The organism is Microbacterium sp. MMO-10 (assembly GCF_037148715.1).
In the GTDB taxonomy this organism is placed as follows: Bacteria; Actinomycetota; Actinomycetes; order Actinomycetales; family Microbacteriaceae; genus Microbacterium.
The window spans coordinates 308,442-334,125 of sequence record NZ_JBBCSV010000001.1 but is presented as its reverse complement, the minus strand read 5'-3'; the positions used below and the strand labels follow the sequence as shown (position 1 = coordinate 334,125).

23 protein-coding genes are annotated in these 25,684 nt (G+C 71.8%); 11 read left to right on the top strand and 12 right to left on the bottom strand.

What is annotated here, in order from left to right:
* Positions 1–212 precede the first annotated feature (212 nt).
* Together WFJ17_RS01460 and WFJ17_RS01455 are read left to right on the top strand one after the other, a co-directional pair.
* Entirely contained in the window at positions 213–1,727 is a 1,515-nt protein-coding gene (locus WFJ17_RS01460) for a nucleobase:cation symporter-2 family protein (protein ID WP_442927956.1), read from the top strand.
* Between the two features lie 239 nt (positions 1,728–1,966).
* The gene (locus WFJ17_RS01455; protein WP_251443002.1) at positions 1,967–3,334 is read left to right on the top strand and encodes an 8-oxoguanine deaminase; all 1,368 of its coding nucleotides are present in this window, start codon (positions 1,967–1,969) and stop codon (positions 3,332–3,334) included.
* A 409-nt stretch (positions 3,335–3,743) separates the two neighbouring features.
* Here WFJ17_RS01455 and WFJ17_RS01450 read toward each other — a convergent pair whose 3' ends face one another.
* Together WFJ17_RS01450 and WFJ17_RS01445 are read right to left on the bottom strand one after the other, a co-directional pair.
* On the bottom strand, positions 3,744–4,826 hold the full coding sequence (locus WFJ17_RS01450; protein ID WP_336647465.1) for an alpha/beta hydrolase family protein: 1,083 nt from the start codon (positions 4,824–4,826) through the stop codon (positions 3,744–3,746).
* On the bottom strand, positions 4,823–6,325 hold the full coding sequence (locus WFJ17_RS01445; protein ID WP_336647464.1) for a hypothetical protein: 1,503 nt from the start codon (positions 6,323–6,325) through the stop codon (positions 4,823–4,825). Before WFJ17_RS01445 ends, WFJ17_RS01450 begins: the two co-directional genes overlap by 4 nt.
* Before the next feature lie 87 nt (positions 6,326–6,412).
* Here WFJ17_RS01445 and WFJ17_RS01440 point away from each other — a divergent pair, with 87 nt between their 5' ends.
* The gene (locus WFJ17_RS01440) at positions 6,413–7,411 is read left to right on the top strand and encodes an AsnC family transcriptional regulator (protein ID WP_336647463.1); all 999 of its coding nucleotides are present in this window, start codon (positions 6,413–6,415) and stop codon (positions 7,409–7,411) included.
* A gap of 276 nt (positions 7,412–7,687) precedes the next feature.
* Here the strand turns inward: WFJ17_RS01440 and WFJ17_RS01435 are convergent, their stop codons facing one another.
* A complete protein-coding gene (locus tag WFJ17_RS01435) occupies positions 7,688–9,025 on the bottom strand; it encodes an MFS transporter (RefSeq protein ID WP_251442991.1) in 1,338 nt (445 codons plus the stop codon).
* A 139-nt stretch (positions 9,026–9,164) separates the two neighbouring features.
* Positions 9,165–10,535, bottom strand: coding sequence for a glucose-6-phosphate dehydrogenase (locus WFJ17_RS01430; RefSeq protein ID WP_336647462.1), 1,371 nt, complete (start codon positions 10,533–10,535; stop codon positions 9,165–9,167).
* 131 nt (positions 10,536–10,666) lie between these two features.
* Here WFJ17_RS01430 and WFJ17_RS01425 point away from each other — a divergent pair, with 131 nt between their 5' ends.
* Positions 10,667–12,484: a glycoside hydrolase family 15 protein gene (locus WFJ17_RS01425; RefSeq protein WP_336647461.1), complete on the top strand. Its 1,818-nt coding sequence runs from the start codon at positions 10,667–10,669 to the stop codon at positions 12,482–12,484.
* Positions 12,485–12,703: 219 nt separating this feature from the next.
* Here the strand turns inward: WFJ17_RS01425 and WFJ17_RS01420 are convergent, their stop codons facing one another.
* From WFJ17_RS01420 to WFJ17_RS01410, 3 genes are all read right to left on the bottom strand, one after another.
* Entirely contained in the window at positions 12,704–13,288 is a 585-nt protein-coding gene (locus WFJ17_RS01420; RefSeq protein WP_336647460.1) for a nitroreductase family protein, read from the bottom strand.
* Between the two features lie 268 nt (positions 13,289–13,556).
* Complete coding sequence (locus WFJ17_RS01415; RefSeq protein ID WP_292883124.1) at positions 13,557–14,666, bottom strand: ABC transporter permease; 1,110 nt, start codon at positions 14,664–14,666, stop codon at positions 13,557–13,559.
* A complete protein-coding gene (locus tag WFJ17_RS01410; protein WP_336628190.1) occupies positions 14,663–15,547 on the bottom strand; it encodes an ABC transporter ATP-binding protein in 885 nt (294 codons plus the stop codon). Before WFJ17_RS01410 ends, WFJ17_RS01415 begins: the two co-directional genes overlap by 4 nt.
* A 160-nt stretch (positions 15,548–15,707) precedes the next feature.
* Here WFJ17_RS01410 and WFJ17_RS01405 point away from each other — a divergent pair, with 160 nt between their 5' ends.
* Entirely contained in the window at positions 15,708–16,370 is a 663-nt protein-coding gene (locus WFJ17_RS01405; RefSeq protein WP_336647459.1) for a hypothetical protein, read from the top strand.
* Between the two features lie 25 nt (positions 16,371–16,395).
* On the opposite strand, the gene WFJ17_RS01400 is transcribed toward WFJ17_RS01405, so the two are convergent.
* From WFJ17_RS01400 to WFJ17_RS01390, 3 genes are read right to left on the bottom strand one after another with little or no spacing between them, the layout of a single operon-like run.
* Positions 16,396–17,631 (bottom strand): benzoate/H(+) symporter BenE family transporter, encoded by a 1,236-nt coding sequence (locus WFJ17_RS01400; protein WP_295034194.1) that lies wholly within the window; start codon positions 17,629–17,631, stop codon positions 16,396–16,398.
* Positions 17,632–17,640: 9 nt separating this feature from the next.
* Positions 17,641–18,369: a response regulator transcription factor gene (locus WFJ17_RS01395; protein ID WP_336647458.1), complete on the bottom strand. Its 729-nt coding sequence runs from the start codon at positions 18,367–18,369 to the stop codon at positions 17,641–17,643.
* The gene (locus WFJ17_RS01390) at positions 18,366–20,003 is read right to left on the bottom strand and encodes a sensor histidine kinase (RefSeq protein WP_336647457.1); all 1,638 of its coding nucleotides are present in this window, start codon (positions 20,001–20,003) and stop codon (positions 18,366–18,368) included. Before WFJ17_RS01390 ends, WFJ17_RS01395 begins: the two co-directional genes overlap by 4 nt.
* A gap of 184 nt (positions 20,004–20,187) precedes the next feature.
* Here WFJ17_RS01390 and WFJ17_RS01385 point away from each other — a divergent pair, with 184 nt between their 5' ends.
* From WFJ17_RS01385 to WFJ17_RS01365, 5 genes are all read left to right on the top strand, one after another.
* Positions 20,188–20,616 (top strand): VOC family protein, encoded by a 429-nt coding sequence (locus tag WFJ17_RS01385; RefSeq protein WP_251442969.1) that lies wholly within the window; start codon positions 20,188–20,190, stop codon positions 20,614–20,616.
* 15 nt (positions 20,617–20,631) lie between these two features.
* A complete protein-coding gene (locus WFJ17_RS01380) occupies positions 20,632–21,312 on the top strand; it encodes a winged helix-turn-helix transcriptional regulator (protein ID WP_336647456.1) in 681 nt (226 codons plus the stop codon).
* 41 nt (positions 21,313–21,353) lie between these two features.
* Positions 21,354–21,971 carry a dihydrofolate reductase family protein gene (locus WFJ17_RS01375; protein WP_251442965.1) on the top strand — a complete coding sequence of 206 codons (618 nt, stop codon included), beginning with the start codon at positions 21,354–21,356 and terminating at the stop codon, positions 21,969–21,971.
* 430 nt (positions 21,972–22,401) lie between these two features.
* Positions 22,402–22,599 carry a hypothetical protein gene (locus WFJ17_RS01370; protein ID WP_336647455.1) on the top strand — a complete coding sequence of 66 codons (198 nt, stop codon included), beginning with the start codon at positions 22,402–22,404 and terminating at the stop codon, positions 22,597–22,599.
* Position 22,600: 1 nt separating this feature from the next.
* Complete coding sequence (locus WFJ17_RS01365) at positions 22,601–23,044, top strand: hypothetical protein (RefSeq protein ID WP_336647454.1); 444 nt, start codon at positions 22,601–22,603, stop codon at positions 23,042–23,044.
* 13 nt (positions 23,045–23,057) lie between these two features.
* Here the strand turns inward: WFJ17_RS01365 and WFJ17_RS01360 are convergent, their stop codons facing one another.
* Together WFJ17_RS01360 and WFJ17_RS01355 are read right to left on the bottom strand one after the other, a co-directional pair.
* The gene (locus WFJ17_RS01360; RefSeq protein ID WP_336647453.1) at positions 23,058–24,086 is read right to left on the bottom strand and encodes an HAD family hydrolase; all 1,029 of its coding nucleotides are present in this window, start codon (positions 24,084–24,086) and stop codon (positions 23,058–23,060) included.
* The gene (locus tag WFJ17_RS01355; protein ID WP_336647452.1) at positions 24,083–24,928 is read right to left on the bottom strand and encodes an exodeoxyribonuclease III; all 846 of its coding nucleotides are present in this window, start codon (positions 24,926–24,928) and stop codon (positions 24,083–24,085) included. The genes WFJ17_RS01360 and WFJ17_RS01355 overlap by 4 nt, the downstream gene beginning before the upstream one ends.
* A 227-nt stretch (positions 24,929–25,155) precedes the next feature.
* Here WFJ17_RS01355 and WFJ17_RS01350 point away from each other — a divergent pair, with 227 nt between their 5' ends.
* A complete protein-coding gene (locus WFJ17_RS01350) occupies positions 25,156–25,683 on the top strand; it encodes a DUF6611 family protein (protein WP_336647451.1) in 528 nt (175 codons plus the stop codon).
* The last annotated feature ends 1 nt before the right edge of the window (position 25,684 follow it).

The window sequence follows — 25,684 nt, the reverse complement described above, 5'->3', positions numbered from 1 at the left end:
TCTTGCGCAGGGCGCGAAACGACGAGCAATCCCGAATATCCGCATAGCGGAAAGGACAATCCGAGATTCGGAAAAAATGCTTGACTCTCGAAGGGGGCCGCCGCTAGCCTGAGGGAGTCTCCAGAGCCGGAGACGCACCAGGACCCACAGCAGTCCGCCCCGTATCGCGAGGCGGACGGAGCGCCCGCACCGTATCGCCGCACAGGCGCTGCATGCCGGCCGGCGCTCGGCTCACCCGGTGCCTGCCCCACGACGAAGAGGTCGAATTGACTACCAAGCAGAAGAAGGAGTTCGTCCGCCCCGAGGACGAACGACTGCCGATCGGCGCGACCATCGGCTACGGCATCCAGCACGTGCTCACGATGTACGGCGGCATCATCGCCCCGCCGCTCATCATCGGGCAGATCGCGGGCCTCAAGCCCGCCGAGATCGGTGTCCTCATCGCCGCGTGCCTGTTCATGGGCGGACTCGCCACGATCCTGCAGACCGTCGGCATCCCGTTCTTCGGATCGCAGCTGCCGCTCGTGCAGGGCGTCTCGTTCGCCGGTGTCGCCACGATGGGCGCGATCGTCACGAGCGGCGGCGGGCTGCCGTCGGTCTTCGGATCCGTCATCGCCGCCTCGGTGATCGGCCTGCTCATCGCCCCGATCTTCGCGACGATCATCCGGTTCTTCCCCCCGGTCGTGACGGGAACGGTGATCACCACGATCGGTCTCAGCCTGCTGCCCGTCGCGGCCGGCTGGATCTACGGCCCCGGCGCGAACCCGGCGGACGGCGCGCTGCCGGAGAACCTGCTGCTGGCGGCGATCACCCTCGTGATCGTGCTCGTGCTCAGCAAGATCCCGGTGGGGGCGATCTCGCGGCTCGCGATCCTGCTCGCGATCGTGCTCGGCACGATCATCGCGGTCTTCCTCGGCAAGGCGGACTTCAGCAAGGTGGGGCAGGGGGAGATCTTCGCCCTCCCGCAGATCTTCGGGTTCGGCATGCCGACCTTCGAGATCGCGGCCATCATCTCGATGTTCATCGTGATCCTGGTGACGCTGACCGAGACCACCGCCGACATCCTCGCCGTGGCCGACATCGTCGGCACCAAGGTCGATTCCAAGCGCATCGCCGCGGGCCTGCGCGCCGACATGCTCTCCAGCGCGGTCTCGCCGATCTTCGGCACGTTCACGCAGTCGGCCTTCGCGCAGAACGTCGGCCTGGTCGCCATCACCGGAGTCAAGAGCCGCTTCGTGGTCACCGCCGGCGGTGGCGTGCTCGTCATCCTGGGTCTGCTGCCCGTGCTCGGCCGCGTCGTCGGCGCCATCCCTCAGCCCGTCCTCGGCGGCGCCGGCCTGGTGCTGTTCGGGTCGGTCGCGGCCTCGGGCATCCGGACGCTCGCGAAGGTCGAGTACAAGGACAACATGAACCTGGTGATCGTCGCGACGTCGCTCGCCGTGGGCATGCTGCCGATCGCGAAGCCGGACATCTACCACGCGATGCCCGCCTGGTTCGTGACGATCTTCCACTCCGGCATCAGCTCGGCCGCGGTCACCGCGATCCTGCTCAACCTGCTGTGCAACCACCTCGGCAGCGCCAAGCGCAAGAACGCCTTCGTCTCGGCGCCGACGCGCAGCATCCCGGTCGCGTACCTGGACGCCTTCGAAGACGGCGATTCGATCATCGACGGCAAGATCGTCGACCGCGAGGGCAACGAGGTCGCCATCACGCGCTCGGATCACTGACGCTCCCTGCGTGCGTGAGCGCCCCTCGTCCCGCCTCGGGGTGAGGGGCGCTTGCATTCGCATCACGGAAAGTCTCATCCGTCATCTGGAAAAACTGTTGACCTCTTCGTCGGGGTCGTGATAGATCTTGAGTGCCTCCGCCGACGGAGGCGCACCTGGATCAGCAGACAGGTCACACACTGAGCTGGCCCCTTCGGGGCCGGGCCCCGGCTCCGCACCACTCACAGGGAGTCTGCTCAATGTCCGAATCCGCTCGCACCGTCTGGCTGAAGAACCCGCTCGGCATCCACACCGGAGACGCCGCCGATGCGCGCGGCGGCCTCGTCGTCTCGGGGTCGCGCATCCTCGAAGCCGTGCCCGCCGGGGGATCCCCGACCGTGCCCGTCGACGAGACCGTAGACGCGTCGCGCCACGTGATCATCCCCGGCCTCATCAACACGCACCACCACTTCTACCAGACGCTCACGCGGGCCTGGACGCCGGTCGTCAGCGCCGAGCTGTTCCCCTGGCTGAAGGGCCTCTACGGCGTCTGGGCCGGACTCACGCCGCGCGATCTCGAGCTCGCGACCACCGCGGCGCTCGCCGAGCTGCTGCTCAGCGGCTGCACCACCGCGGCCGACCACCACTACCTCTTCCCCGCCGGGCTCGAGGACGGCATCGACGTGCAGGTCGACGTCGTCAAGCGCCTCGGCATGCGCGCGACCCTGACCCGCGGATCCATGTCGCTCGGGGAGAAGGACGGCGGACTGCCGCCGCAGTCGACGGTGCAGGATCCCGACGTGATCCTCGCCGACAGCGAGCGCCTCATCGGCGCCTACCATGAGCGCGGCGAGGGCGCCTTCGTGCAGATCGGACTCGCCCCGTGCTCGCCGTTCTCGGTGACCACCGGCATGATGCGCGACACGGCCGCGCTCGCCGAGCGGCTCGACGTGCGCATGCACACCCACCTCGCGGAGACGATCGATGAGGAGGACTTCTGCCGGGAGATGTTCGGCCTGCGCACGGTCGACTATCTCGACAGCGTCGGCTGGCTCGGCGATCGCACCTGGCTCGCGCACGGGATCCACTTCGACGACGCCGAGATCGCGCGCCTCGGCGCGGCGGGCACGGCGGTCTCGCACTGCGCGACCTCGAACATGCGCCTCGCCTCGGGCATCGCGCGGGCGGTCGAGCTCGAGGCCGCGGGCGTCCCCGTCGGGCTCGGCGTCGACGGATCCGCATCGAACGACGGCTCGAACATGATGATGGAGGTGCGCCAGGCCCTCTACCTGCAGCGCCTGCGCTACGGCGCCGCCGCGGTGACCCCCGAGCACGCCCTGAACTGGGCGACCCAGGGGTCGGCGCGCGCCCTCGGCCGCAGCGACATCGGCGTGCTGGCCCCGGGCAAGCAGGCCGACCTCGCGATGTTCACCCTCGACGAGCTGCGCTTCTCGGGCAGCCACGACCCGCTCGCGGCCCTGCTGCTGTGCGGCGCGGAGCGCGCCGACCGGGTGATGGTCGGAGGATCCTGGCGCGTGCTCGACGGGCAGATCGTCGGCCTCGACGTGCCCCAGCTCATCGCCGACCACAGCGCGGCGGCGCGCCGCCTGCTCGCCCGCCACGGCTGAGCTGCCGGCTCTTTCGGGGCCGTTGAGCGAGGACGGCGGAGCCGCCCGCTCCCTCAGGGGTCGTTGAGCGAGGACGGCGGAGCCGCCCGAGACGAAACGCGGTGCCCTCGCCGGGTGACCGCGTTTCGTCTCGCTCCTCGCTGCGTTCGGTGCTCGCTCAACGAACCCGGGGGAACGGGGTTGCTCAGTGATCGGGGTATCCCCTTGGGGAGCGTGGTGGCGTCGATCCCCCCAGGGGTCGTTGAGCGAGGACGGCGGAGCCGCCCGTTCCCTTCGGGGTCGTTGAGCGAGGACGGCGGAGCCGCCCGAGACGAAACGCGGTGCCCTCGCCGGGTGGCGGCGTTTCGTCTCGCTCCTCGCTGCGCTCGGTGCTCGCTCAACGACCTCGGGGGCTTGCTCGCCGGACGCGTCAGTCCCGGAAGCGCTCCGCGATCCATGCGGCGACGTGCGGCGGGGCGTGCTGCGGACGCATCGTGCCGGAGTGGTGGGACGGCCACCAGCGTGCCGTGAGGTCGACGCCGGCCCGCCGGTACGCGCGCAGCAGCCGGGCGCTCAGCGGCGCCGGGGCGACCTCGTCGAACCGTGCGGCGTCGATCCGCACGGGGGAGCGGAAACCCGAGAGCGCGGCGACCTCGTTCTCCCGGAACGAGGCGTACAGGCGCGCGAAAAGCGCGGATCCGTCGGCCCCGCCGATGCGGCCCGGCGGGATGCCGCCCCACGAGTCGCGCGCGGCGAGCTCGGTGAGGAAGAGACGGTCGAGGTCGCGCCGGGCCGCGCGCGCGGCGGGGCTGAGGCCCTCTCCCTCCAGGAGCGCCGCCAGGGCGGGATCCGCGGTGGCCGCCCCGCGCAGCATGAGCCCGATGAGCGCTGAGACGACGCCGGATCCGGGCATCGCGCCCGGCATGCCCAGCGACCAGCGGATGCTGAGGTCCATCCGGGTCACCGGGGTCACGGCCGCGACACCGCGCAGCCGGCTGCGGTCGTCCGGCTCCGGTGCGGTGCCGGCGAACAGCGCCGCGACCGCGCCCTCGGAGTGCCCCGCGGCGACCCAGTCGTCGCCGAGCCGGTCGTCCAGGGTGCGCCGAGCGCGCACCATCGCGCGCAGCGAACCGCCGAGGGGACGGCCGAGCAGGTACGGATGCACGCCGGGGCCGCCGATTCCGGGGTAGTCCGGTCGCAGCACGGCGATCCCGCGCCGCAGCAGGTGGTCGCACAGCGCGTCGCCCTGCGACATGCGCCGCCACTCCGGGTGGCCGGGGTGACCGAGACTCGGGGCGGAGCGCGGCGACCCTCCGGTCGTCATGTGCCCGAACACGACGACCGGGTAGCCCCCGGCCGGAGCAGCGGTGTGCGGCAGGTGCAGGATCCCGGTCTCCGGTGCCTCCTCCCCGTCGAAGCGCACGATGCGGGTCGACCCGTGCCGGATGCCGGAGCCGGGACCGGGACCGCCGGCACCCGGTCCGGATCCGCCCTCGGCCCGTTCGCCGTTCACCATCGTCCCCGGGGCAGCAGCCGGCGCAGGCCCGCGGGCATCGTGCCGAGAAGTGCGCCGCGGTGCCGATCGGCGTCCTCCACGACGTCGGCGAAGAACCGCGCCACCGGCTCGAGCTGGGCGACGTCGATGCGATCGATCGTGTCGGCGTCGTCGTACAGGTAGAGCGGACCCGAGATGAGGCTGACGGTGGGCACGCCGGAGACGAAGGTGAACGACGCGTCGGTCGGGATCCCGCTCGCGAAGAACTCGAGCAGACCCGCACCGAGGATGCTGGTGGCGTGCATCCGATGACGGCGGATCAGCCCCGCGATGCGCGCCGTGAACGCCGGATTGACGTTGAGGAAGATGCCGCGCGGCTCGGTCTCGCCGGTGTTCTCGAACCCGCCGTCGGATCCCTCCACGGCCCTCAGGCCGATGTGCTCGATCGTGGCGTTCAGCACGATCCGCCAGCGGGCATACGGTGCGAGCACGTGCCGGCGGGCGAACTCGCGATGGGCCTGGTAGCCGGTGAAGTGCGTGTCGAAGGTCGTGAACAGCAGCGTCTTGCGGGGCGGTCGCCCCGCGCGGGACAGCGCGGTGAAGTGCTCGGCGAGGGCGATCACCTCGGCCGCCCCCGAGGCGTCCTCGACGGCGCCGTCGCCCGCCGAGTCGTGGTGCGACTGGATCATGATGGCGTCGCCGCGCGGAGTGCCGGTCCTCGACGCGCGGGAGCTGCCGGGGTGGTCCTGCGCGACGCCGTCCGGGCCGTCGGCACCCGGCAGCACCCCGATCACGGTGCGGGAGACGACCTCGGAGCGCTCGACGCCGAGGGTGAGCGTCGCGCGTGGCGTGAGGCGGAGCGCGGCCCGCAGCCGCGCTCCGCCGGCGCGGGTCACCCAGGCGCCGGGCAGGCGGAACAGGGTCCGCCGGTAGTACTCGTTGTGGTAGCCGAGGGAGTCGGGGTAGTCGCGCAGCACGCCGATGACGCCGACGGCGCCTGCCGCCGCCGCGTCGCGCATCGTGCGGGCGAGCGAGGTGACGTAGGGGTTGCGGCTGCGCAGCACGTCGCGTCGCAGCACGCGTCGGCCGGGGTCGTGCAGGAAGAGCGTGAGCGGCAGGGTGTGCGCGAGCGTCATGTCGAAGGTGAGGTCGAAGAGCACGATCGCGCCGCGCACGTCGTGGCGGCGCACGCGGTCGGCGCCGATGTCGACGACGGGGGCGTCGATGAGGTGCCGCGCCTCGCCCGTCCAGTCATGAGCCGGCAGGGCGGAGTGCAGGATCGGCGAGCTCGGCACTTCGAGCTCCTCCGTGCCGTCGGCCCCGGTCGTCACACGGCACTCCGTCGCCCGCCACGCGAACGACGGCACCTCGAGGACCTCGGTCGCAAGGCCCGCGCGGGCGAATCGGCCCTCGACGTACTCCGCCGCGGCGGCGCCCCCGGGGGTTCCCGTGGCGCGAGGGGCGAGCGCGACGAGATCCTCGATGGTGGCCAGGATCCGATCCGTCGTCAAGCTCATGAGGTGAGCGTAGGATTCCGACTCGATTCTGGATCCTGTTGACTCGAAACCTTCATTACTGCGCTCTTCATGCGTAGTCTTCGTCACATGGAGACGACGGATCCGCGCGGGCTGGACGAGATCGACCTCGCCCTCGTCCACGCCCTCCAGGTCGACGCGAGGGCGCCCTGGACGCGCATCGCCGCGGCGATCGGGGTGGACGCCGCCACCGTGGTGCGGCACTGGAGCGCACTGCGCGAGGAGGGGCTGGCCTGGCTGACCGCCTGGCCCACGGCGGAGCGCTGGTCCTCGACCACCGATCTCGCGCTCGTGCTGCTGCACCCGGGCATCACAGACGAATCGCGCACGGCGGCCGTGCGGCGGCCGTGGGTGCTGGGCGTCGACGAGACCTCGGCCGGTCTGCTGCTGCTCGTCGCCGCGTCCGAGGGGCTCCCCCAGCTGGGCGAGCGCGTGCGCGCGCTCGAGACGGGCGCGACCGTGCTGCGGATGGACGTCGCCGCGAGCGTCTCGGCGGAGGACTCCACCTGGCGGCTGCCCGTGCTCTCGGCCGCGCAGCAGCGCGTCGTGCGTCCGTCGCGCGAGGCCGGGGGCAGGCCGTCCGCCGAGGCGGTCCGCCTGCCGAAGCCGCAGACGGTCGCCGAGATCGCCGACGTGCTGGACGAGGATCCGCGCATGCCGTCGGCCGTGCTCGGCGCGCGCCTGGGCGTCTCGGAGGCGACGGCGCGGCGTGCGGTCGATCGCGCGACCTCGGCCGGGCTCCTGCGCTTCGGCTGCGACCTCGCGATGCCTGCGGCGGGCTACCGCCGGGGCGCCGTGCTGTGGGCGCGTTCCGCGGATCCCGAGGCGGCGTCGATCCGCGCGGCCCGGCTGCCCGAGGTGCATCGCGCCGGGGTCGCCGTGGGGCCGGCGCCGCTCTTCGCGTGCGTACGGGCCCGGTCGCTCACGGCGCTGCCCGCGATCGAGCGGGCGTGGGGCGGAGACGTCGAGATCGTCGACCGCTGGACGGTGCTGCGCCCGGTCAAGCGCAACGGGCACGAGCTCGACGCATCGGGGCGGTCGATCGCGCGCATCCCGCCCCGCTGGTGACGGATCCTCGTGCGCCAGGACCCGGCCGCGCCGGTGCCCCTGACGCGGCAGTCTCAGCGGCTGCTCGGGGCGGTCGGATCCGCTCGCCCCGGCGGCGCACCTCGCTCGGAGATGTGCAGGATCTTCGGAGAGATGCGCCGGATCCGTCCGAAGATCCTGCACAACTCCGAGGAAGGCGCGCAGAGACAGCCCTGCCTCGCCGGGACGCGCAGAGACAGCCCTGCCTCGCCGGGAGAGGCACACCCCGGCCGCGCCGGTGCCCCTGACGCGTCAGGCTCAGCGGCTGCGCGCGGCGACCGGATCCGCGGCCGCACGCAGCCTGTCGTCGAGGCGGTACCGGGAGAGCGGGATCAGGCTGAGCAGGCACAGTGCGGCCGGGACGAGCGATACGCCGAGCACGATCGCCCACTGCGCGCTGTCGGGCTGCGGCCCCGCGTCCCCGGTCGATGCCCGGTAGTCGCCGAGCGTGAGCACGAGTCCGAGCAGCGCCGGACCCAGCGCATAGCCGAGGAGCTCGAACCCCGACCACACGCCGGAGATCATCCCGATGCGGTTGGCGCCGCTGCGGCGGGCGTCCTCGGCGGCGAGGTCGGGCAGCATCGCCAGGGGGAACAACTGCGCCCCGGCGTAGCCGATGCCGACGATGCCCGATGCGGCGAGCAGCGGGACGGCCTCCCCGGTGCGCGCCGCGAGCAGCGCGACCAGGCCGACCGCCATGGTGGCGGTCGCCACCGCGAATCCGCGTCTCTTGCCGAGGCGGGATCCGAGGCGGCTCCACATCGGGGTGAGCACGATCGCGGGAGCGACGAAGCACACGAAGCTGTAGGTCGCGATCGCGGGGTCGTGCACGACATGCCGGGCGACGTACACGACCCCGCCGAGCACCATGCCGATCGCGACGGCCTGCAGCACGAACGCGATGATCAGCATCCGCGCGTCCGCGTCCCGCAGCACGATCGCGAGCTGCGAGAACAGCCTCCCTTCCGCTTCCTCTCCCCGCGTGAGCGGGACCGATCGGGTGCCGAGCCACACGCCCGCGGTGCCGACGAGGATGAGCACGGCCATCGACGCCGCCATGATCCGGTAGCCGGTCACGCCGCCGAAGGCCTCCACGAGCGCCGGCGCCGCCGCCCCGGACGCGAGGATCGCCAGGGTGAACACGATCACGCGCCAGCTGATCATCCGGGTGCGCTCGGCGTAGTCGTCGGTGATCTCGGCCGACATCGCCAGATACGGCACCTGGAAGAAGGCGTACACGGTCGCCGACGCCAGGAACGCCACGAGCACCCACAGGGCTGCCGCGACCGGCGGGGCCGTGGGGCCGAAGAACATGGCCGCGAACGCGAGCGCGAGCAGGATCCCCGCGCGCAGGATGAACGGTCGCCGTCGGTCGCTTGCGTTGCGCGAGCGGTCGCTGATGCGCCCGGCGATCGGGTTGAGGAAGAAGTCCCAGGCCTTCGGGGCGAACACGATCATGCCGGCGAGCGCCGCCTGCACGCCGAGCAGATCGGTGAGGAACGGCATCAGGATGAGGCCCGGGACGGTGCCGTAGGTGCCGGAGGCGATGCCGCCCAGGGCGTAGCCGACCCTGACGCGGCGGGGGAGCGCGGTCATGGGCCGATCGTAGGGGTGCTCGTGCGGATCCGGCGGCCCGATGCGGGGGATCCGTCATGCGGGCCGGCGGGATGCGTCGGATCCGCCGCGCTCCGCCCGATGCCGAACGGACGGACCCGGGACGGCGGGGATCCCGGAATCAGCGCGTGGTCGCCCAGTCCTCCGGGCCCCTGGATCCGGCCGGGTACTCCTGCATCGGCACCGCGCCGGCGCGCCAGGCGTCCAGGGCGGGCTGGATGATCCGCCAGCACTGCTCGGCCGCGTCGCCGCGGACGGAGAGGGCCACATCCCCGTCGAGGATCTCGCTGAGCACCTCGGTGTAGGCCAGCAGGGTGCCCTTGCCGAGCTCGGTGGAGAGCACGTCGCGGCGCAGCGCGAACGGGTCGTCGCCGCCGTTCACGTTGAGCTCCAGCTCGATCCGGTCGGGGCCGAGGGAGAAGCGCAGCACGCCGCCGTCCGCGGGCGTCCCGGTGAGGCCGCCGGGGATGTGCCGCACGGGGCGGAAGGTGACGACGATCTCGGCGCAGCGCTCGCCGAGCGCCTTGCCGCTGCGCAGGGTGAAGGGAACTCCGGCCCAGCGCGCCGTGTCCACCTCGCAGGTGATCTCGGCGAGCGTCTCGGTGTCGCGGGAGGGATCGACGCCCTGTTCGTCCGTGTAGGCCGGCACGGGACGGTCGCCGCTCGTGCCGGCCGTGTAGCGGGCGCGGCGGGTCGAGCGTGCGGGGTCGTCGCCGACGATGCGGGTGGCGCGCAGGGCGGCGGCCATCGCGTCGCGCAGATCGATCTCGTCCAGATCCGCCGGCTGCTCCATGGCGAGGATCGCGAGCACCTGGAGGAGGTGGCTCTGGATCATGTCGACGAGGGCGCCCGCCTTGTCGTAGTAGCGCGCGCGGTTCTCCAGGGCGAGGGCCTCGTCGTAGCGGATCAGGACCTTCTCGACGTGATCGGCCGACCACACCGGCTCCACGAGCCGGTTCGCGAACCGCACGCCCATGATGTTGAGGATCGTGGACCGGCCCAGGAAGTGGTCGACGCGGAAGACCTGGTTCTCCGGGACGATGCGGGTGACGAGGGCGTTCAGCGCCGCCGCGCTCTGCTCGTCGTTCCCGAACGGCTTCTCCAGCGCGAGCACCGTGCCGGCGGGGAGCGGGATGTCGAGGAGCTTCTCGCAGGCGGCGACCGCCACGGCGGGCGGCAGCGCGAAGTAGATCACGAGAGGGCCATCGGCGTCCCCGATGAGCGCCGCGAGCGCGTCGTGGTCGGTGACGTCCGCCTGCGCGTAGGTCGTGCCGGCGACCCGGGCGACCTGGTCGTCGGCGCCGACCGTGGCGAAGGCGGTGCGCACGGCCTCCTGCCAGCGCTCGTCGGACCAGTCGTCGGACCCCGCTCCGCGCAGCACGAGCCTGCGGTCGGGCTGGCGCTGCAGCAGCTGGGCGATCGCGGGCAGGAGGAGCCGGGAGGTGAGGTCTCCGGATGCGCCGAGGATGAGCAGCGTCGTCGGGGTGGTCATGCGCCCACGATACGTTCCGTCTCGCGTGCTTGTCGCCCGGCGCGGCCGGATCATGCTTCTCGGAAGGTCGGGCTCGGACTCGCGGGTCGGGCTCGCGGAATCCGCAGAGCGCCGGGTGGCAGACTGCGCTCATGAGTGCACCGATCGAGGACTACGCGCTGCTCGGTGACGGACGTACGGCGGCGCTGGTCTCCCGAGCCGGAAGCATCGACTGGCTCTGTGCGCCGCGGCTCGACTCGGCGTCGCTGTTCGGATCCCTGCTCGGCGACGTCGAGCAGGGGCACTGGACGCTGCGGCCGGCGGATCCCGACGCCACCGCGACCCGGCGGTACGACGGCGACACGTTCTGCCTGGTGACCCGGTGGGAGAGCGCCGAGGGCGTCGCCGAGGTCACCGAGTGGATGCCGATTCCGCCCCGGGACGACACCACGGGCGCCCCCGCGCCCCAGGGCGGCGACCGCACCGACGTGATCCGGCGGATCGCGGGTGTCAGCGGGAGGATGGCGTTCCGGCAGGAGCTGCGGTTCCGGTTCGACTACGCGCGGGCGCTGCCGTGGGTGCGGCAGACCGGCACCGATCTCGCCCCCGAGCTCACGGCGACGGCGGGGCCCGACGCCGTCGTGGTGCGCGGCGGTGCGCTGTACCCGCACGGGCACAGCCACGTCGGCACGGTCGAGGTCGGGGCGGGGGAGCACGCGGCGCTCACGTTGACCTGGTTCCCGTCCTATCGACCCGCGCCGCCTCCGCTCGACGTGGGTGCGTCCGGACGGGAGACCGCGGCGTGGTGGCGCGACTGGGCCGACGGGATCGCCCACGAGGGCGGTCACCAGGAGGACGTGCGGCGATCGCTGCTCATCCTCCGGGCGCTCACGAACCGCGAGACCGGAGGCATCGCCGCGGCGGCGACCACGTCGCTGCCCGAGGACTTCGGCGGGGAGCGCAATTGGGACTACCGCTACGTCTGGCTCCGCGACGCCGCCCTCACCCTCGAGGCCCTGCTCGGTCACGGCCTCGCCGACGAGGCGCGGGCGTGGCGCGACTGGCTGCTGCGGGCCGTGGCCGGGGATCCGGCCGACCTGCAGATCATGTACGGGCTCGCCGGGGAGCGCGACCTGCGCGAACGCGACATGCCGTCGTTTCCCGGATACGCCGGATCCGTCCCGGTGCGTGTCGGCAACGGCGCGGCGGAGCAGTTCCAGGCCGACGTGTTCGGCGAGGTGCTGATGACCCTCGGTGCCGCGCGGCGCGCCGGTCTCGCGGAGTCGGAGCGGTCGTGGTCGCTGCAGCGGGTGATGCTGCGGCAGGCCGAGAAGCAGCTGGATCGGCCCGACAACGGCATGTGGGAGATCCGCGGGGATCCGCAGTTCTTCACGCACTCGCGAGTGTCGCTGTGGGCGGCGTTCGACCGCGGGGTGAGCGCGGTCGAGACGGACGGCCTGCACGGACCGGCCGACCGCTGGCGCGAGGTGCGCGATCGGCTGCGTGCCGAGATCGACGAGCACGGCGTGCGCGACGGGTGCTTCGTGCAGCACAGCGGCACCGACGAGGTGGATGCGGCGCTGCTGCTCATCCCGCGCACCGGGTACTGCGCGCCGGACGACCCGCGCATGCTCGCCGCCGTGGAGCGGATCGAGCAGACCCTGATGCGCGACGGACTCGTGATGCGGTACCGCACCGCGACGGGCGTGGACGGCCTCGCGGGATCCGAGCATCCGTTCCTCGCGTGCTCGTTCTGGCTCGTCGAGCAGTACGCGGTGACCGGGCGCACCGCCGAGGCCGAGGCGCTCATGGATCGGCTGTGCGGGCTGCGCAACGACGTCGGCCTGCTGAGCGAGGAGTACGACCCGATCGGGCGCCGCCAGGTGGGCAACACCCCGCAGGCGTTCTCGCACCTGTCGCTGATCCGCGCCGCGGACGCGCTCGCCGCGCGCCGCCACCGCAAGCGCTGACGCGACCGACGCCGGGTCAGGCCCGCATCTGGCCCGGGGCCCCCGATCAGCAGTGACCGAGGACCGGTCGATCGACCGAGATGAGGTGGATCCGCCGGGATCCGCCTGCTCCGGGACGATCTGCCTGTTCTCGGGCGGCAGGGCGCGGGGAGGAAGGCGGCGCCCCGGACGACGAACGCCCCCTCCGGCGGGCGGAGGGGGTGTTTCGGATCCCGGGGATCAGTCGTCGACGATGACCGTCTCGGCGATGGGGCGGCGCACGCGCGGCGCGTTCTCGCGCTGCTGCATCTCCTCGCTCGCCGTGCGGATGTCGCCGAGCTCGCCGACGGCCATGACGGAGATCGGGGTGAACTCGGCGCCCAGCTCGAACGCGGCCGAGATGGCGTCGCGGTCGAAGCCGCCCATCTGGTGCGTGGACAGGCCGTTGGCGTGCGCCTGCACGGTGAAGTGCGCGGCGGCCTGGCCGGTGTCGTACAGCGCCCACGGCATGGGCTGGTCGTCACGGGTGGTCTCGGCGACGAACACGACGAGCAGGGCGGCGTCGCCGGCCCAGGCGCTGTTGAAGCCCATCAGGCTGCCGAGCACCTTGCCGTGCGCCGCGGAGCCGCGGCGGGCGACGATCGCGCGCCAGGGCTGGCTGTTCGCGGCCGTCGGCGCCCAGCGGGCGGCCTCCAGCGCGCTGGCCAGGGCCTCCTCGTCGATCGTGGAGGCGGGGTCGAAGATGCGGGTGCTCCAGCGCTCGGCGAGCACGTCGAGGATCGGGGCGTCGGTGACCGCGGTGCGGTCGAGGGCGGGAGTGCTCATGGTGATGAGGCCTTTCGGATCTGTTCTCGGGGCGCCGGACCTCATCGTCCGTACCCTGAGGCTAACGATCCATGCGTGTGAATATTCCCGGAACCGGATCCGACGCGTTCCCGGATCCCCGGTGCCGCCCCGACACGACCGCGAGACCGAACCCGCGTCCCGAGACCGACGTTCTGATCGTCGGTCTCGGGACGGAGGTTCGGTCTCGCGGCCGTTCGGGGAGCGCCGCGGGGCCCAGCCGTCCGGCCGAGCCCCGCGAGCGAGCCCCTCAGCCCTTCAGGGCCTCGGACAGCTTCACGCGGCCGCCCATGCGCAGCAGGGAGTTCTCGTAGATCTTTGCGGCGACGAGGATGGCGACCACGCACGAGACGAGCAGGATCACCAGCGACACCAGCGGCTCCCACCACTGCGCCTCGCCGACGAACAGGCGCACCGGCATCGCGACCGGCGCCGAGAACGGGATGTACGACAGGATCGTCATCGCCACCGGGTTGTCGTTGAGGAAGATCACCAGGAAGTACGGCGCCATGACCAGCATCGTGATCGGCATCGTGGTGGATCCGATGTCCTCCTGGCGGGAGACCATCGCGCCGGCGGCGGCGAAGAGCGAGGCCAGCAGCACGAAGCCGAAGAGGAAGAAGACGGCGAACCAGACGAGCGGCGAGCCGAGACCCTCCAGCACCGCGTTCTGCCCGGTGACGATGAGACCGACCACCGCGATCGCCGCGAGGGCGAGGATCTGCGCCATCGCGAGCACCGTGTTGCCGATGACCTTGCCGGCCAGCAGCACCCGCGCGGGGATCGCCGCGAGCAGCAGCTCCACCACCCGCGTCGACTTCTCCTCCACGACGCTCTGCGCCATGGTCGCGCCGAAGGTCGACGCCGCCATCAGGAACACCACCCCGAACCCGATCGCCACCAGGTACCGCAGCAGCGGGTTCGTCGTGTCGGGCGCGAGCAGGGTGACCTTGGGCGTCTTGGCGAACATGCTCTGGAGGCTGCTGGGGGCGCTCTTCAGCGCGACGATCTCGAAGCCGAACGACGTGTCGCCGGGCGCGGGGATGAGCGCGGCTTCGACCTTCCCCTCCCGGACCAGCTTCTCGGCGGCCGTGGTGTCCGCCACCTCGGTGAGCTTCAGGCCGGGCAGGCCGTGCACCGCCGGGGCGGTCTCGGAGGTCACCGCGACGGCCGTCTCCGTGGTGTTCTTGCTCATGAAACCGCCGATGAGCACGCCGGCGAGGGCGATGAGCAGCAGGATGCCGGTCGAGATCAGGAACGCCTTGCTGCGGAGCTTGGATCCGATCTCGCGCTCGGCGACGAGGAAGACGCCGTTGCCGACGGACAGCCCGCCGGTGCTCGGGGTGGTCGAGGTGCTCACTGGATGACCTCCTTGAAGATCTGGGCGAGGGACGGGCGCTGCGGGGTGAAGGCGTGCACGACCCCGTGCTGGAGCGCGGTGCGGAGCACGCGCTGGGCGTCGTCGGGGGATTCGGCGTCGAAGACGGCGGTGCCGCGTTCGAAGTCGACGACCGTGATGCCCGGCTCGGAGCGGATCCATCCCGCGTCCGCATCCGAGACGAGCTCGTAGCGGGGGGAGGAATGCTGAGCGCGCAGCTCCTCGCGGGACCCCGAGGCGCGGATGGTGCCGCCCGCGATGATGACGAGGTCGTCGCACAGGCGCTCCACCACGTCGAGCTGGTGCGAGGAGAACAGGATCGACGACCCCTGCGCGGCCCGCGTCTGCAGCACCCCGGCCACGACGTCGACGGCGAGCGGATCCAGGCCCGAGAACGGCTCGTCGAGGATGAGCACCTCGGGGTCGTGCACGAGCGCCGCCGCGATCTGCGCCCGCTGCTGGTTGCCCAGGGAGAGCGACTCGATCGTGTCGTGCAGGCGCTCGCCGAGGCCGAGCTCGACCAGCAGCGCCTCGCCGCGGGCGGTGGCGTCCGCCTTGCCGAAGCCGTGCAGGCGCGCCAGGTAGGCGACCTGCTCGAGCACCTTCATCTTCGGATAGAGGCCGCGCTCCTCGGGCATGTAGCCGAAGTGGCGGCGGTCGGCGGCGGCGACGTCGTGCCCGCCCAGGCGGACGCTGCCGCCGTCGGCCCCGAGCACGCCGAGCACGATCCGCATCGTGGTGGTCTTGCCGGCGCCGTTGCCGCCGACGAAGCCCGTGAGCCGGCCCGGCTCGACGCGGAACGAGACGTCGTCGAGCACCCGGCGGGTGCCGTAGCTCTTGGTGAGGCCCTCGAGTTCGAGCAGCCCCGTGGTCGTGGTGCGGGTGAGCACTGTGGTCATGAGAGCAACGGTATTCAGCGGCGCCGGGCGGGGCATCCCCCCTGCGGCGGATTCCGCGGCGTCATCCGGGAGGTGGATCCGGGGGCGCCGGCGCCTCGGGGGAGCGGGGCGATATCGTCTTCGCATGTCTGACGACGTGAGCTCTGCGGGATCCGGGGCCGGGCCCTTCGAGGGTGTGACGACCTGGTTCTTCGTGCCCAGCGCCAGGATTGTGACCTGGGCACGGGGCTTTGCGGCGGTGTCGGCCCTGACATTGATGGCGATGAGCATCGTCGTCGGAGCATTCAGGCTGTCATCGCCGCCGTCTCTGGCGCCGGGCTATCTCGTTCTCGGTCTGACCGGAGGCGCTCTGATCCTCTGTGTATGGCTCGGCCTGTGGATGCCGCTCGTCGCGTCCGCACGGCGTGCATCCGAAGCGCATCCCGGTGCCGATTGGGTCGCCTTCGGGCAGATGGCCCTCAACACGCCCTCGGGAGGGAAGCGCATCGGACGGGGCTGGGGTGTCGCCAACGCTGACGCGCTCGTAATCACTGCGACCCGCGGTTGGTTCTCTCCTCGTGCCAAGGGAACGGCGGTCGTCATCATCCCGTGGGAAGACGTCACGCAGATCCGAAGCTTCCGAGCGGCCCGGTTCATGGCTCCTGTGTTGCGCGTGCGCACCCGAAACGGCGACGTCCTCGATCTCGACCTCGTTCCGCGTTCCGGTTTCTCCGGGCGGTGCATCAGGCCGGGTGAGGTCGCGGACGCCGTCGTGCTGCTCGACGCGCGGAGGAGGCTCTCGGGTTGAGGCGCTCAGCGCACGGTGGAACCGCTCAGCGCCGGCCGAGGTGCAGGGCGCCGCGCACGAGCAGGCCCGCGAGGAGCGCCCAGAACGCGGCGCTGACGCCCCAGAACGCCATCCCGCTCGCGGCGACGAGGAAGGTGACCACCGCGGGGGTGCGCTCGCCGGGGTCGTCGATCGCCTGCTGCACGGCGGATCCGAAGGCGCCGAACAGAGCGAGGCCGGCCACCGCCGGGATCACGGCGGTCGGTGCGAGCGCCACGAGCGCGGCGAAGGCCGCCGAGCAGCCGCCCAGCACCAGGTAGGAGACGCCCGTGGAGACACCGGCGATCCAGCGGCGCTTCGGATCCGGTTCCGCGTCGGGCGCCGCCGCGAGGGCGGCGCTGATCGCGGCGAGGTTGATCGCATGCCCGCCGGCGGGAGCCCCGAGGGCGGTGCCGATGCCGGTCACGAGCATCGCCGGACGCCAGGGCACCTCGTAGCCGAAGCTGCGCATCACGGCCACGCCCGGGACGTTCTGCGACGCCATCGTCACGATGAAGAGGGGCAGCGCGATGCCGACGAGCGCGCCGACCGTGAACGTCGGCGCCGTCAGCTCGACGCGGGGGAGCAGCGCGGCGGGATCCACGGCCGCCCGAGCGCCCGTCGGAGCACCGGTCGCGATCGCGATGACGATGACGACGGTCGCCGTGAGGAACGCCAGCGGCACAGCCCACCGCGGCGCGAGCCGGGCGAACACGAGCCAGGTCAGCACGACGGGGATCACGCCCCACGGGTTCGCGGCGAGTCCGGTGATCGGGGCGAGGCACAGGGGCAGCAGCACGCCGGCGAGCATGGCCTGCGCGATCGACGGCGGGATCGCGGCGATGAGCGCCCCGAGCTGCGGCACCAGGGCCGTGAGCAGGACCAGCCCCGCGACGATGAGGAACGCTCCGACGGCCGCCGGCCAGCCCCCGTCGATCCCGGCGCCCGCCCCGCCCGCCGCCCCGGAAGCGGCGAGCAGTGCGGCGCCCGGGGTCGACCAGGCCGCGGTGATCGGCATGCGGTAGCGCCACGCCAGCACGATGCAGGCGGCGCCCATCGTGAGGCTGAGCGCGAGCAGACCGCTCGCCGCCTGCGCGTGGTTCGCGCCGACCGCCGCGAGGCCGGTGAGCACGACGGCGAAGGAGCTCGTGAACCCGACGAGCGCGGTCACGACGCCGGCCATGATCGGACGGGAGAGCGGGCTGCGCGGGTGGGCGTGCGGAGCGCTCGCGGTGTCGGCCATGGGGAGAGGCTAGCGGGCGGGCGGCTGCGCCAGGCCCAGTCGGTGCGCGAGCACCACCGCCTGCACGCGGTCGCGGGCGCCCAGCTTCTGCAGGATCCGCGACACGTGCGTCTTCACCGTCGCCTCGCCGATGAACAGCTCCGCGGCGATCTCGGCGTTGCTCCATGCCTCGGCGACGAGACGCAGCACGTCGCCCTCGCGCTCGGTGAGCGGCTCCGGAAGGTCGGCGCTGGGCAGGGCGGCCGATCCGGTCGCCGGATCCGAGACCGCCCGGATCGAGGGCGCGGCGGATGGCGTCGGAACCGGGCGGGCGGCGAAGCGCTGCAGCACCCGCCGGGTGACCTCCGGGGCGAGCATGCCGTCGCCGGCGGCCAGCGCCCGCACCGCCGCGACGAGCTCCTCCGGGCCGGCGTTCTTGAGCAGGAATCCGCTCGCGCCGGCGTCCAGCGCGTCGAACAGGTAGTCGTCGCGATCGAAGGTCGTCACGATCGCGATGGAGGCGCGGATCCGCTCGTCGGCGCGGATCCGCCGCGTCGCCTCGATGCCGTCCATGTCGGGCATCTGCACGTCCATGGTGATGACGTCGGGCTGCAGGGATCCGGCCAGCGTCACCGCCTCGGTTCCGCTCGCCGCCTCGCCCACGACGGCGATGTCGGGCTGCAGATCGAGGATGGTGCGGAACCCCGCCCGGAGCATGGCGTGATCGTCGACGAGGAGCACGCGGATCGGCGCTGTCACGCGGCTCCCTCCCGGATGCGCGGTTCCTGTGGTCCGTGCGGCTCGTGCGCTCCGTGGGGCTCGCTCGTTCCGTGGGGTCCCTGCGTTCCGTGGGGCTCGTGCGTTCCGTGCGGCTCGCTCGGGTGCGTTGCGGCTGTCGCCGATGCGTCGTCGGCGCGGGGGGCTGGTACGCCGGATGACCGTGAGACCGAACCTGCGTCGCGAGACCAAGGGAACGATCGTCGGTCTCGAGGCGCAGGTTCGGTCTCACGGTCGGACCGGCCAGCGGGGTCCTCACGGTCGGACCGGCCAGCGGGGTCCTCACGGTCGGACCGGCCAGCGGGGTCCTCACGGTCGGACCGGCCAGCGGGGTCCTCGCGGCTGGGCGACTCGGCGGCCCCGGCGCGATCGGCGGCCCCAGCCTCGGCCCCGGCCAACGGCAGGGTGGCGCGCACGCGGAATCCGCCGGTCGAGCGGGGGACGAGCTCGATCGAGCCCCCCGACGCCGTCGCCCGCTCGCGCATGCCGAGCTGGCCCAGTCCCGGTCGCAGGCCGGTGACGATCCGCCCCGTGTTGACCACCTCGAGCTCGACGGAACCCCGCTCGTAGCGGATCCGCAGGTCCGCCTCGGCATCGGGGCCGGCGTGACGCCGTGCGTTCGTGAGCGACTCCTGCGCGATCCGGTACAGGTTCACCGCCGTCACCCGCGGCACCGGCACGGGGTCGCCGACCACCTGCAGACGGGTGGGGAGCCCTGCGGCGGTCGACGCGACGGCGAGGTCGGCGATGTCGTCCACCTCGACCGTCGAGGCGACGTCCTCGCTGTCGCCGGGGTCGCGGAGCGTGTCCAGCAACTGGTGGAAGTCGCGGATTGCGTCGCGCGCCGCGGTCTCGATTCCGGCGACGATGGCGGTCGCGGCCTGGGGGTCCTGCGGGATCATCATCCGCGCGGCCCCCGCTTGCACGCCCATCACCGAGACGTGGTGGGCGACGACGTCGTGCAGCTCGCGGGCGATGCGCACGCGGTCCAGGGCCACGGCCTGGGCGGCGCTGAGGGCGCGCTCGCGCTCGAGCTCCGCGGTGCGCTGCTCCAGCGCCGCACGCTGCCGGGCGGCGATCCAGCTGCGTTCGCCGAAGTAATAGGCGCCGCCGAAGTACAGCACGTTCAGAAGCACCTGCAGCATGAGGAACGCGACGAGGGGCGAGAACATCCCGGCGACGACATCCGCCTTCGCGGCCTGATCGATCGCCTGCCGGTACATCTCGATCACGAGCCACACGGCCATCACGGTCATGATCCCGGCCCGCACGAGGAACGCGCCGCGGCGGGCGTTCATCCATGCCCCGACCGTGTACAGGGCGATGAACATGGCGATGTTGCCCGCATAGATCTCGGGCACGTGCAGCGAGGTCGCCACGATGAACGCGAGCGAGACGACGACGGCGACGGGAGCGGGCCAGCGGCGGCGGACCGAGAGCGCCGCCGCGATCACGACGACGTACGGGATGGCGGTCCACAGCTCGCCCTGCTCGGCGCCGTACACCTTCGCGATCGACGACAGGCCTGCACTGAGGATCCCGCCCACGAGCAGGACCGCGGCGAGGAGCAGATCCTGCCGGAGCTCACGGGGTGTCGGCGTGCGGGTGAAGGGCATCCCTCCACCGTAGAGCGGGCGCCGCGCCGCGAACATCCCCCGTACGGCGGATCGGGCGAGGCGTGCCGCGGGCGCGGTTCCCCGAGCCGCTGGACCGGACCGAACTTGCTCTTGACAAGTAAGCTTGCAAAAAGCAAGCTAGTCGCATCGGATCCTCTCCGGATCCGCGGACAGAGGAGTCACCATGGCCAGCGTCTTCATCAGCCTGCCCGTCACCGATCTGGAGCGCACCAAGGCGTTCTACACGGCGCTCGGCTGCACCATCAATCCCGAGATGTCGGACGAGAACGGCGTCTGCGTCGTCTGGGACGACAACATCTTCTTCATGATGATCACGCGCGAGTTCTTTGCGACCTTCACCGAGAAGCCGATCGTGGATCCGCGGATCTCACTGCAGACGTCCGCCTCGTTCGCCCTCGACTCCCGCGAGGAGGTCGACGCCGCGCTCGCCAGGGGGCTCGCCGCGGGAGGCACCGAGCCCCAGCCCGCCCAGGACTACGGCTTCATGTACTCGCGCGATCTCGACGACCCGGACGGAAACTCGCTCGGCTTCCTGTACATGGTCCCGGGTGGCGCCGAGCAGGAGGCCGATGCGTCGGCCGCCACGGCGTGATGCGGGGGCGCTGACGTGGCCGCACGCAGCTACGGCCAGTACTGCGGCGTGACGACGGCGGTCGAGCTGATCGGGGAGCGCTGGGCGCTGCTCATCGTGCGCGACCTGCTCGTCGGCCCGCGTCGGTACACGGATCTGAAGCAGGGGCTGCCCCGCATCCCGACGAACATCCTGTCCACCCGGCTCAAGGAGCTGCAGGAGGGCGGCGTGGTGCGCCGCGCGCCGCTGCACGGGAGCGGTCTCGTGTACGAGCTCACGCCGTACGGGCGCGCGCTCGAGCCGATCGTGCTCGCGCTGGGGCGCTGGGGGTTCCAGACGATGGGCGTTCCCGGCGAGGGAGACGTCGTGACCGCCGACTCGCTCACGATGGCGCTGCGCACCGCGTTCCGACCCGAGCGGTCGAGCGACCTCGACATCGCGCTGCACCTGGGCGACGTGGCCCTGCGGGTGATCGTCGACGCGGGCGTGCTGCAGGTGGCGCAGCTCGCTCCGGCCGCACCGCCGGTGGGGGGAGCCCTGCCGCCCGGTGAGCCGGAGGCGGTGGTCGTCGCAGGACCCGGCATCCGGCGCCTCATCGCCGGGGATGTCTCCCCGGAGCAGGCGGTCGCGCAGGATCTCGTCGCCGTCGTGCGCGGCGATCAGCGGATCCTGGACGCCTTCACGAAGACCTTTCACATCGACCCCCTCGCGGCGTAGCGTCGCCCGGGACAGGACCGCGATCAAGGAGAGAGAACATCATGACCGGACGCATCATCATCGACCTGTTCACCACCGTCGACGGCGTCGCCCAGGCGCCGGGCGGCCCCGAGGAGGACACCAGCGGAGGCTTCCGCTTCGGGGGCTGGCAGGCGACGCTGCCGAGCGAGGCCGTCATGCGCAGCGTGATCCAGGGCATGGAGACGCTCGACGCGCTGCTGCTCGGGCGCCGCACCTACGACATCTTCGCCGGCTACTGGCCGGAGCACACCACCGGGCCCGAGGGTTTCATCGGGGAGCTGTTCAACCGGGTGCCCAAGTACGTGGCGTCGCGCGACGCCGGCATCCGGCTCGACTGGGAGGGCAGCAGCCGGATCGGCGCCGATCTTCCGGCCGAGCTCGCCGCTCTGCGGGAGAAGCACGAGGACGTGCACGTGATCGGAAGCGTCGACTTCGTGCAGACGCTCCTGGACGAGCAGCTCTACGACGAGCTGCAGCTGTGGGTGTATCCCATCGTGCTCGGCCAGGGGAAGAAGGTGTTCCCCGACGGGGCATCCGCGCACAACCTGCGTCTCGTCCACGCCGAGTCGGGCGACGGCGGCACTCTGCTGCTGCGCTATGCGCCGCTGCCCGGGGAGCCCACGACCGGCACGATGTGAGTCCCCGCGCTCCGTTTCCCATTCGTGACCGGAATATCGCGATCACCTCTGTCCAGGGAACCGCGCAGAAACTACAGTCCTCATAACGCGTGGGGACGTTGACCCGAACACCCGCACTCTGGGGAGTGCGGGTGTTCCCATGTCCGGGGGCGATCGGGTCACCCGCCGTGTGGCGAAGAGAAACCAGCGAGGTGAGATGAGCGGGGAGTCGGGTCGCCTCAGATGCTGCTTCTGCGGGGACGATGTGCCTTCGGGTGACTATGTAGAGCTTGGACTGACGGTCGCGGACGATATCGGGTTTCAGATCTTCGGAACTCACCGAGAGCACTTTGCCGATTCCCTTGGGCATGGACTCAGCGTCGTCCTGCCTGGACGGACGGGGGCCATGAAGCCTGCTGACAACAGGCGGTGCTGCTTCTGCGGTCAGAGCGTGGCTGATGAGGAGTGCATCCAGATCGACCTGGCCATGCCGAGCGAAGCGCCGGAGCAGTCGTTCGGTGCGCACAGAGATCACCTGGAGCGGCTCCTGCATGCGGGATTCCACATCGAAGTCCCGTTTCCCGCCGGCTATGAAGAAGACCTCGGTTCGCCAGCGCCTGGATGCGAAGCGGGAGCGCCACCCTTGTGAGATGAACACCTCACGCGCCCAGAGAAGATTCCTCCGGCGGATCGACCGCCTCCTGCGCAAAAACGGCAGCGGCCTCCGTCTTCATGAGATCCCACTCGCCACTTCGGCCGGGGAGGTTTCCGTCTGGGGTGCTCTCCTGGGGTCTCCGATTCCGTTGGTGGTCTCTGCGATCTTCACCTACGTGACGGTCATGGTCTCGGCTGTCTCGTCGGCCAGTCGACTGTCGTTGCCGATCTACCAGGTTCTCGGGTTGTCAGCGGTGGGAGCGGCGATGTTCTTCTACCTGATGTTGTTCTATGTGAGCTGGCGTCTGGGGCCGATCGAAGCGCGCGCGACCATCGAGGCGCACCGGTATGAGGAAGTCATCCTCGTGGCGTGCATGAGCAAGCGCGAACGACGTCGCTGGGATGCCTCCGCGCATGAGCGACGGCTATGGAGGGGTTGACGCGCTACGCGGGTCAGTCCGCGAGCACCCGCTCCAGCACAGCGGCCACTCCGTCCTCGGCGTTCGAGAGGGTGACGTCATCGGCGGCGGCCAGGGCTTCGGGTTCCGCGTTCGCCAGGGCGACGCCGCGACCGGACCATCGCAGCATCTCGACGTCGTTGAGGGCGTCGCCGAAGGCGAGCACCTCGGTGCGGTCGATGCCGAGCCGCGTGCACAGTTGCGCGAGGCCGGTGGCCTTGGTGACTCCCTCGGCCATGACCTCCACGAACGGCGCTCCCGACAGGGTCGCCGCGAAGCCGGTCCGGTCCAGGGATCCCAGCACGGCGAAGATCTCCGGCGGGGAGATCGTCGCGTGACGGATCACGAGTTTCAGGCTCGGTGCCGCCAGCACCTCCGCCAGCGGCACGGCGCCCATGGTGCGCGGATCCCGCTTGTGGTCGCTGAGCGTCGCGACCTCGGCGTAGCCCGCCTGCGCGACGAACACCTCGCCCGCCTCGCGCACGCTCGCGAAGAGCAGCCCATCGATCCGCGCGCCCAGCTCGCGGGCGATCCGCTGCTGCACCGGCACCGCGATCTCCGTGGCGAACAGCTGCTCGTGCGATCCGAGATGGATGCCATAGGCGCCGTTGCCGCACAGGGCCCAGCCGTCGAACCCGGCCTCCTCGGCGATCGCGCGCAGTCCGATCGGCTGCCGCGCCGTCACGGGCACGACGACGATGCCGGCGGCCCGCGCCGCGTCGAGCGCCGCCCGGGTGCGGGCGGTGACGTGTCCGGAAGGATCCAGCAGGGTGCCGTCGAGGTCGGTGGCGACGAGCCGGATCGGCCTCGGAGGGACGGCGTCCTCGCGGGCGCGCGCCGTTTCGTCTCGGTCGCCTTCGGCGTCCTCGCTCAACGACCCCGGGGGAGGGTCGCCTTCGGCGTCCTCGCTCGACGATCCCGGGGGAGGGTCGCCTTCGGCGTCCTCGCTCGACGATCCCGGGGGAGGGTCGCCTTCGGCGTCCTCGCTCAACGACCCCGGGGGGCAGGGATCCGCGGAGTTCACGCGAAGATCATCGGCATGTCGTCGTCCTCGTCGGCGGCCGCCAGATCGAGGTCGACGACCACCGGCACGTGGTCGCTGGGCTGCTCGCCCTTGCGCTCCTCGCGGTGGATCGAGGCGCCCTTCACCGCGTCGGCGAAGGCCGTGGATCCGAGCACGAAGTCGATCCGGATCCCCTCGTTGCGCGGGAACTTGAGCCGCTGGTAGTCCCAGTAGGTGTATCCCTCGGGCAGGAGCGGCCGCACGACGTCGTGCACGCCCGCCGACTCCAGTGCGAAGAAGGCGGCGCGCTCCTCGGGGGAGACGTGCGTGGACTTGCCGACCACGATGTCCGGATCCCCGTTGTCGTGGTCGAACGGGATGATGTTGAAGTCGCCGACGAGGGCGAGCGGCAGACCGGGCTTCGCCTCGAGCTCTGCCGCGGTCGAGGTGCGCAGCGCGTCGAGCCAGTGCAGCTTGTAGGCGAGGTGCGGATCGTCGAGCGAGCGTCCGTTGGGGACGTACAGGCTCCACACCCGCACGCCGTTCACGATCGCGCCGAGCGCCCGGGCCTCGAGCGGCGCGTCGGGGCCCTCATGACCCTTCGCGAAGCCGGGCATGCCGTCGAACGCCGTGCGGACGTCGGTCATCGGCTCACGGCTCGCGATCGCGACGCCGTTCCACTGGTTCAGGCCGTGCACCTCGACGTGGTAGCCGGCTTCCTCGAAGGGGGCGTAGGGGAACTGCTCCGGCTTGCACTTGATCTCCTGCATCGCGAGCACGTCGATGTCCTCGCGCACGGCGAACTCGACGGTGCGGGCGACGCGGGTGCGGATGGAGTTGACGTTCCAGGTGGCCAGGCGCATGGATCCAGCCTACGGGCGGGCGCGGACACCGCCGACCGTGCGGGGACCGTGCGGGGTGCTCCTGCATCTCGCGGCGCCGGTCCTGCGTACGGCGGGCTCGGCTGGTCGTGCACCGGGGCGTGCCGGATCCCCGGGAACGCACGGCAATCGCAGGGATCCGGACCGGATCCGTTTGCATTCCGTAGGGATCGGGTCCGTTCCGCGCACCTGGCGCGCACCGTGGATCCATGGTCATCGAACAGCGAACCACGCCCTCGCAGCATGGCGCCTCCCCGCACGCGCTGCACCGCTCCCGCCCGCACTGGGGCTACCTGTCGCGCTCGGTCAGCCGCTACGGCGTGGTCTCGAGCACCCTCGTGATCTACTCCCCGGACGCCCCCGCACCGGAGCGGCGCCGGGCCGAGCTCTCCCGCGGATACGGCGTCTTCGCGTTCGGCGGCGGCCTGCTCGTCTGGATCGGCTGCGCGGCCGCGGGCATCGCGCCGCTGGCCGCGCTCGTGGCGATCGCGGCCGTCACCGTGCCCGTCGGCATCGCCCTGGCGCGCGGCACCCGCGCGGTGCGCCGTACGGCGGCGACCGTGACCGCGTGCTGCTCCGGGCTCCGCGTCGACGGCGAGGACCGGGATGCGCAGCGCCGGCTCGACGCCCTGGCCGACTCGATCCAGGGCGCCAGCGCCGCCTATCGCGCGGGGGCGCTCGACCGTGAGGGCTTCGAGCGCGTGTGGCGAGCGGTCTACACGCACGCGAAGGAGTGAC

Coding starts and splice junctions, on each gene's coding strand:
- WFJ17_RS01460 (WP_442927956.1), top strand. CDS start 213: ATGCCGGCCGGCGCTCGGCTCACCCGGTGCCTGCCCCACGACGAAGAG.
- WFJ17_RS01455 (WP_251443002.1), top strand. CDS start 1,967: ATGTCCGAATCCGCTCGCACCGTCTGGCTGAAGAACCCGCTCGGCATC.
- WFJ17_RS01445 (WP_336647464.1), bottom strand. CDS start 6,325: ATGAGCTTGACGACGGATCGGATCCTGGCCACCATCGAGGATCTCGTC.
- WFJ17_RS01440 (WP_336647463.1), top strand. CDS start 6,413: ATGGAGACGACGGATCCGCGCGGGCTGGACGAGATCGACCTCGCCCTC.
- WFJ17_RS01435 (WP_251442991.1), bottom strand. CDS start 9,025: ATGACCGCGCTCCCCCGCCGCGTCAGGGTCGGCTACGCCCTGGGCGGC.
- WFJ17_RS01430 (WP_336647462.1), bottom strand. CDS start 10,535: ATGACCACCCCGACGACGCTGCTCATCCTCGGCGCATCCGGAGACCTC.
- WFJ17_RS01425 (WP_336647461.1), top strand. CDS start 10,667: ATGAGTGCACCGATCGAGGACTACGCGCTGCTCGGTGACGGACGTACG.
- WFJ17_RS01420 (WP_336647460.1), bottom strand. CDS start 13,288: ATGAGCACTCCCGCCCTCGACCGCACCGCGGTCACCGACGCCCCGATC.
- WFJ17_RS01405 (WP_336647459.1), top strand. CDS start 15,708: ATGTCTGACGACGTGAGCTCTGCGGGATCCGGGGCCGGGCCCTTCGAG.
- WFJ17_RS01400 (WP_295034194.1), bottom strand. CDS start 17,631: ATGGCCGACACCGCGAGCGCTCCGCACGCCCACCCGCGCAGCCCGCTC.
- WFJ17_RS01390 (WP_336647457.1), bottom strand. CDS start 20,003: ATGCCCTTCACCCGCACGCCGACACCCCGTGAGCTCCGGCAGGATCTG.
- WFJ17_RS01385 (WP_251442969.1), top strand. CDS start 20,188: ATGGCCAGCGTCTTCATCAGCCTGCCCGTCACCGATCTGGAGCGCACC.
- WFJ17_RS01375 (WP_251442965.1), top strand. CDS start 21,354: ATGACCGGACGCATCATCATCGACCTGTTCACCACCGTCGACGGCGTC.
- WFJ17_RS01365 (WP_336647454.1), top strand. CDS start 22,601: ATGAACACCTCACGCGCCCAGAGAAGATTCCTCCGGCGGATCGACCGC.
- WFJ17_RS01355 (WP_336647452.1), bottom strand. CDS start 24,928: ATGCGCCTGGCCACCTGGAACGTCAACTCCATCCGCACCCGCGTCGCC.
- WFJ17_RS01350 (WP_336647451.1), top strand. CDS start 25,156: ATGGTCATCGAACAGCGAACCACGCCCTCGCAGCATGGCGCCTCCCCG.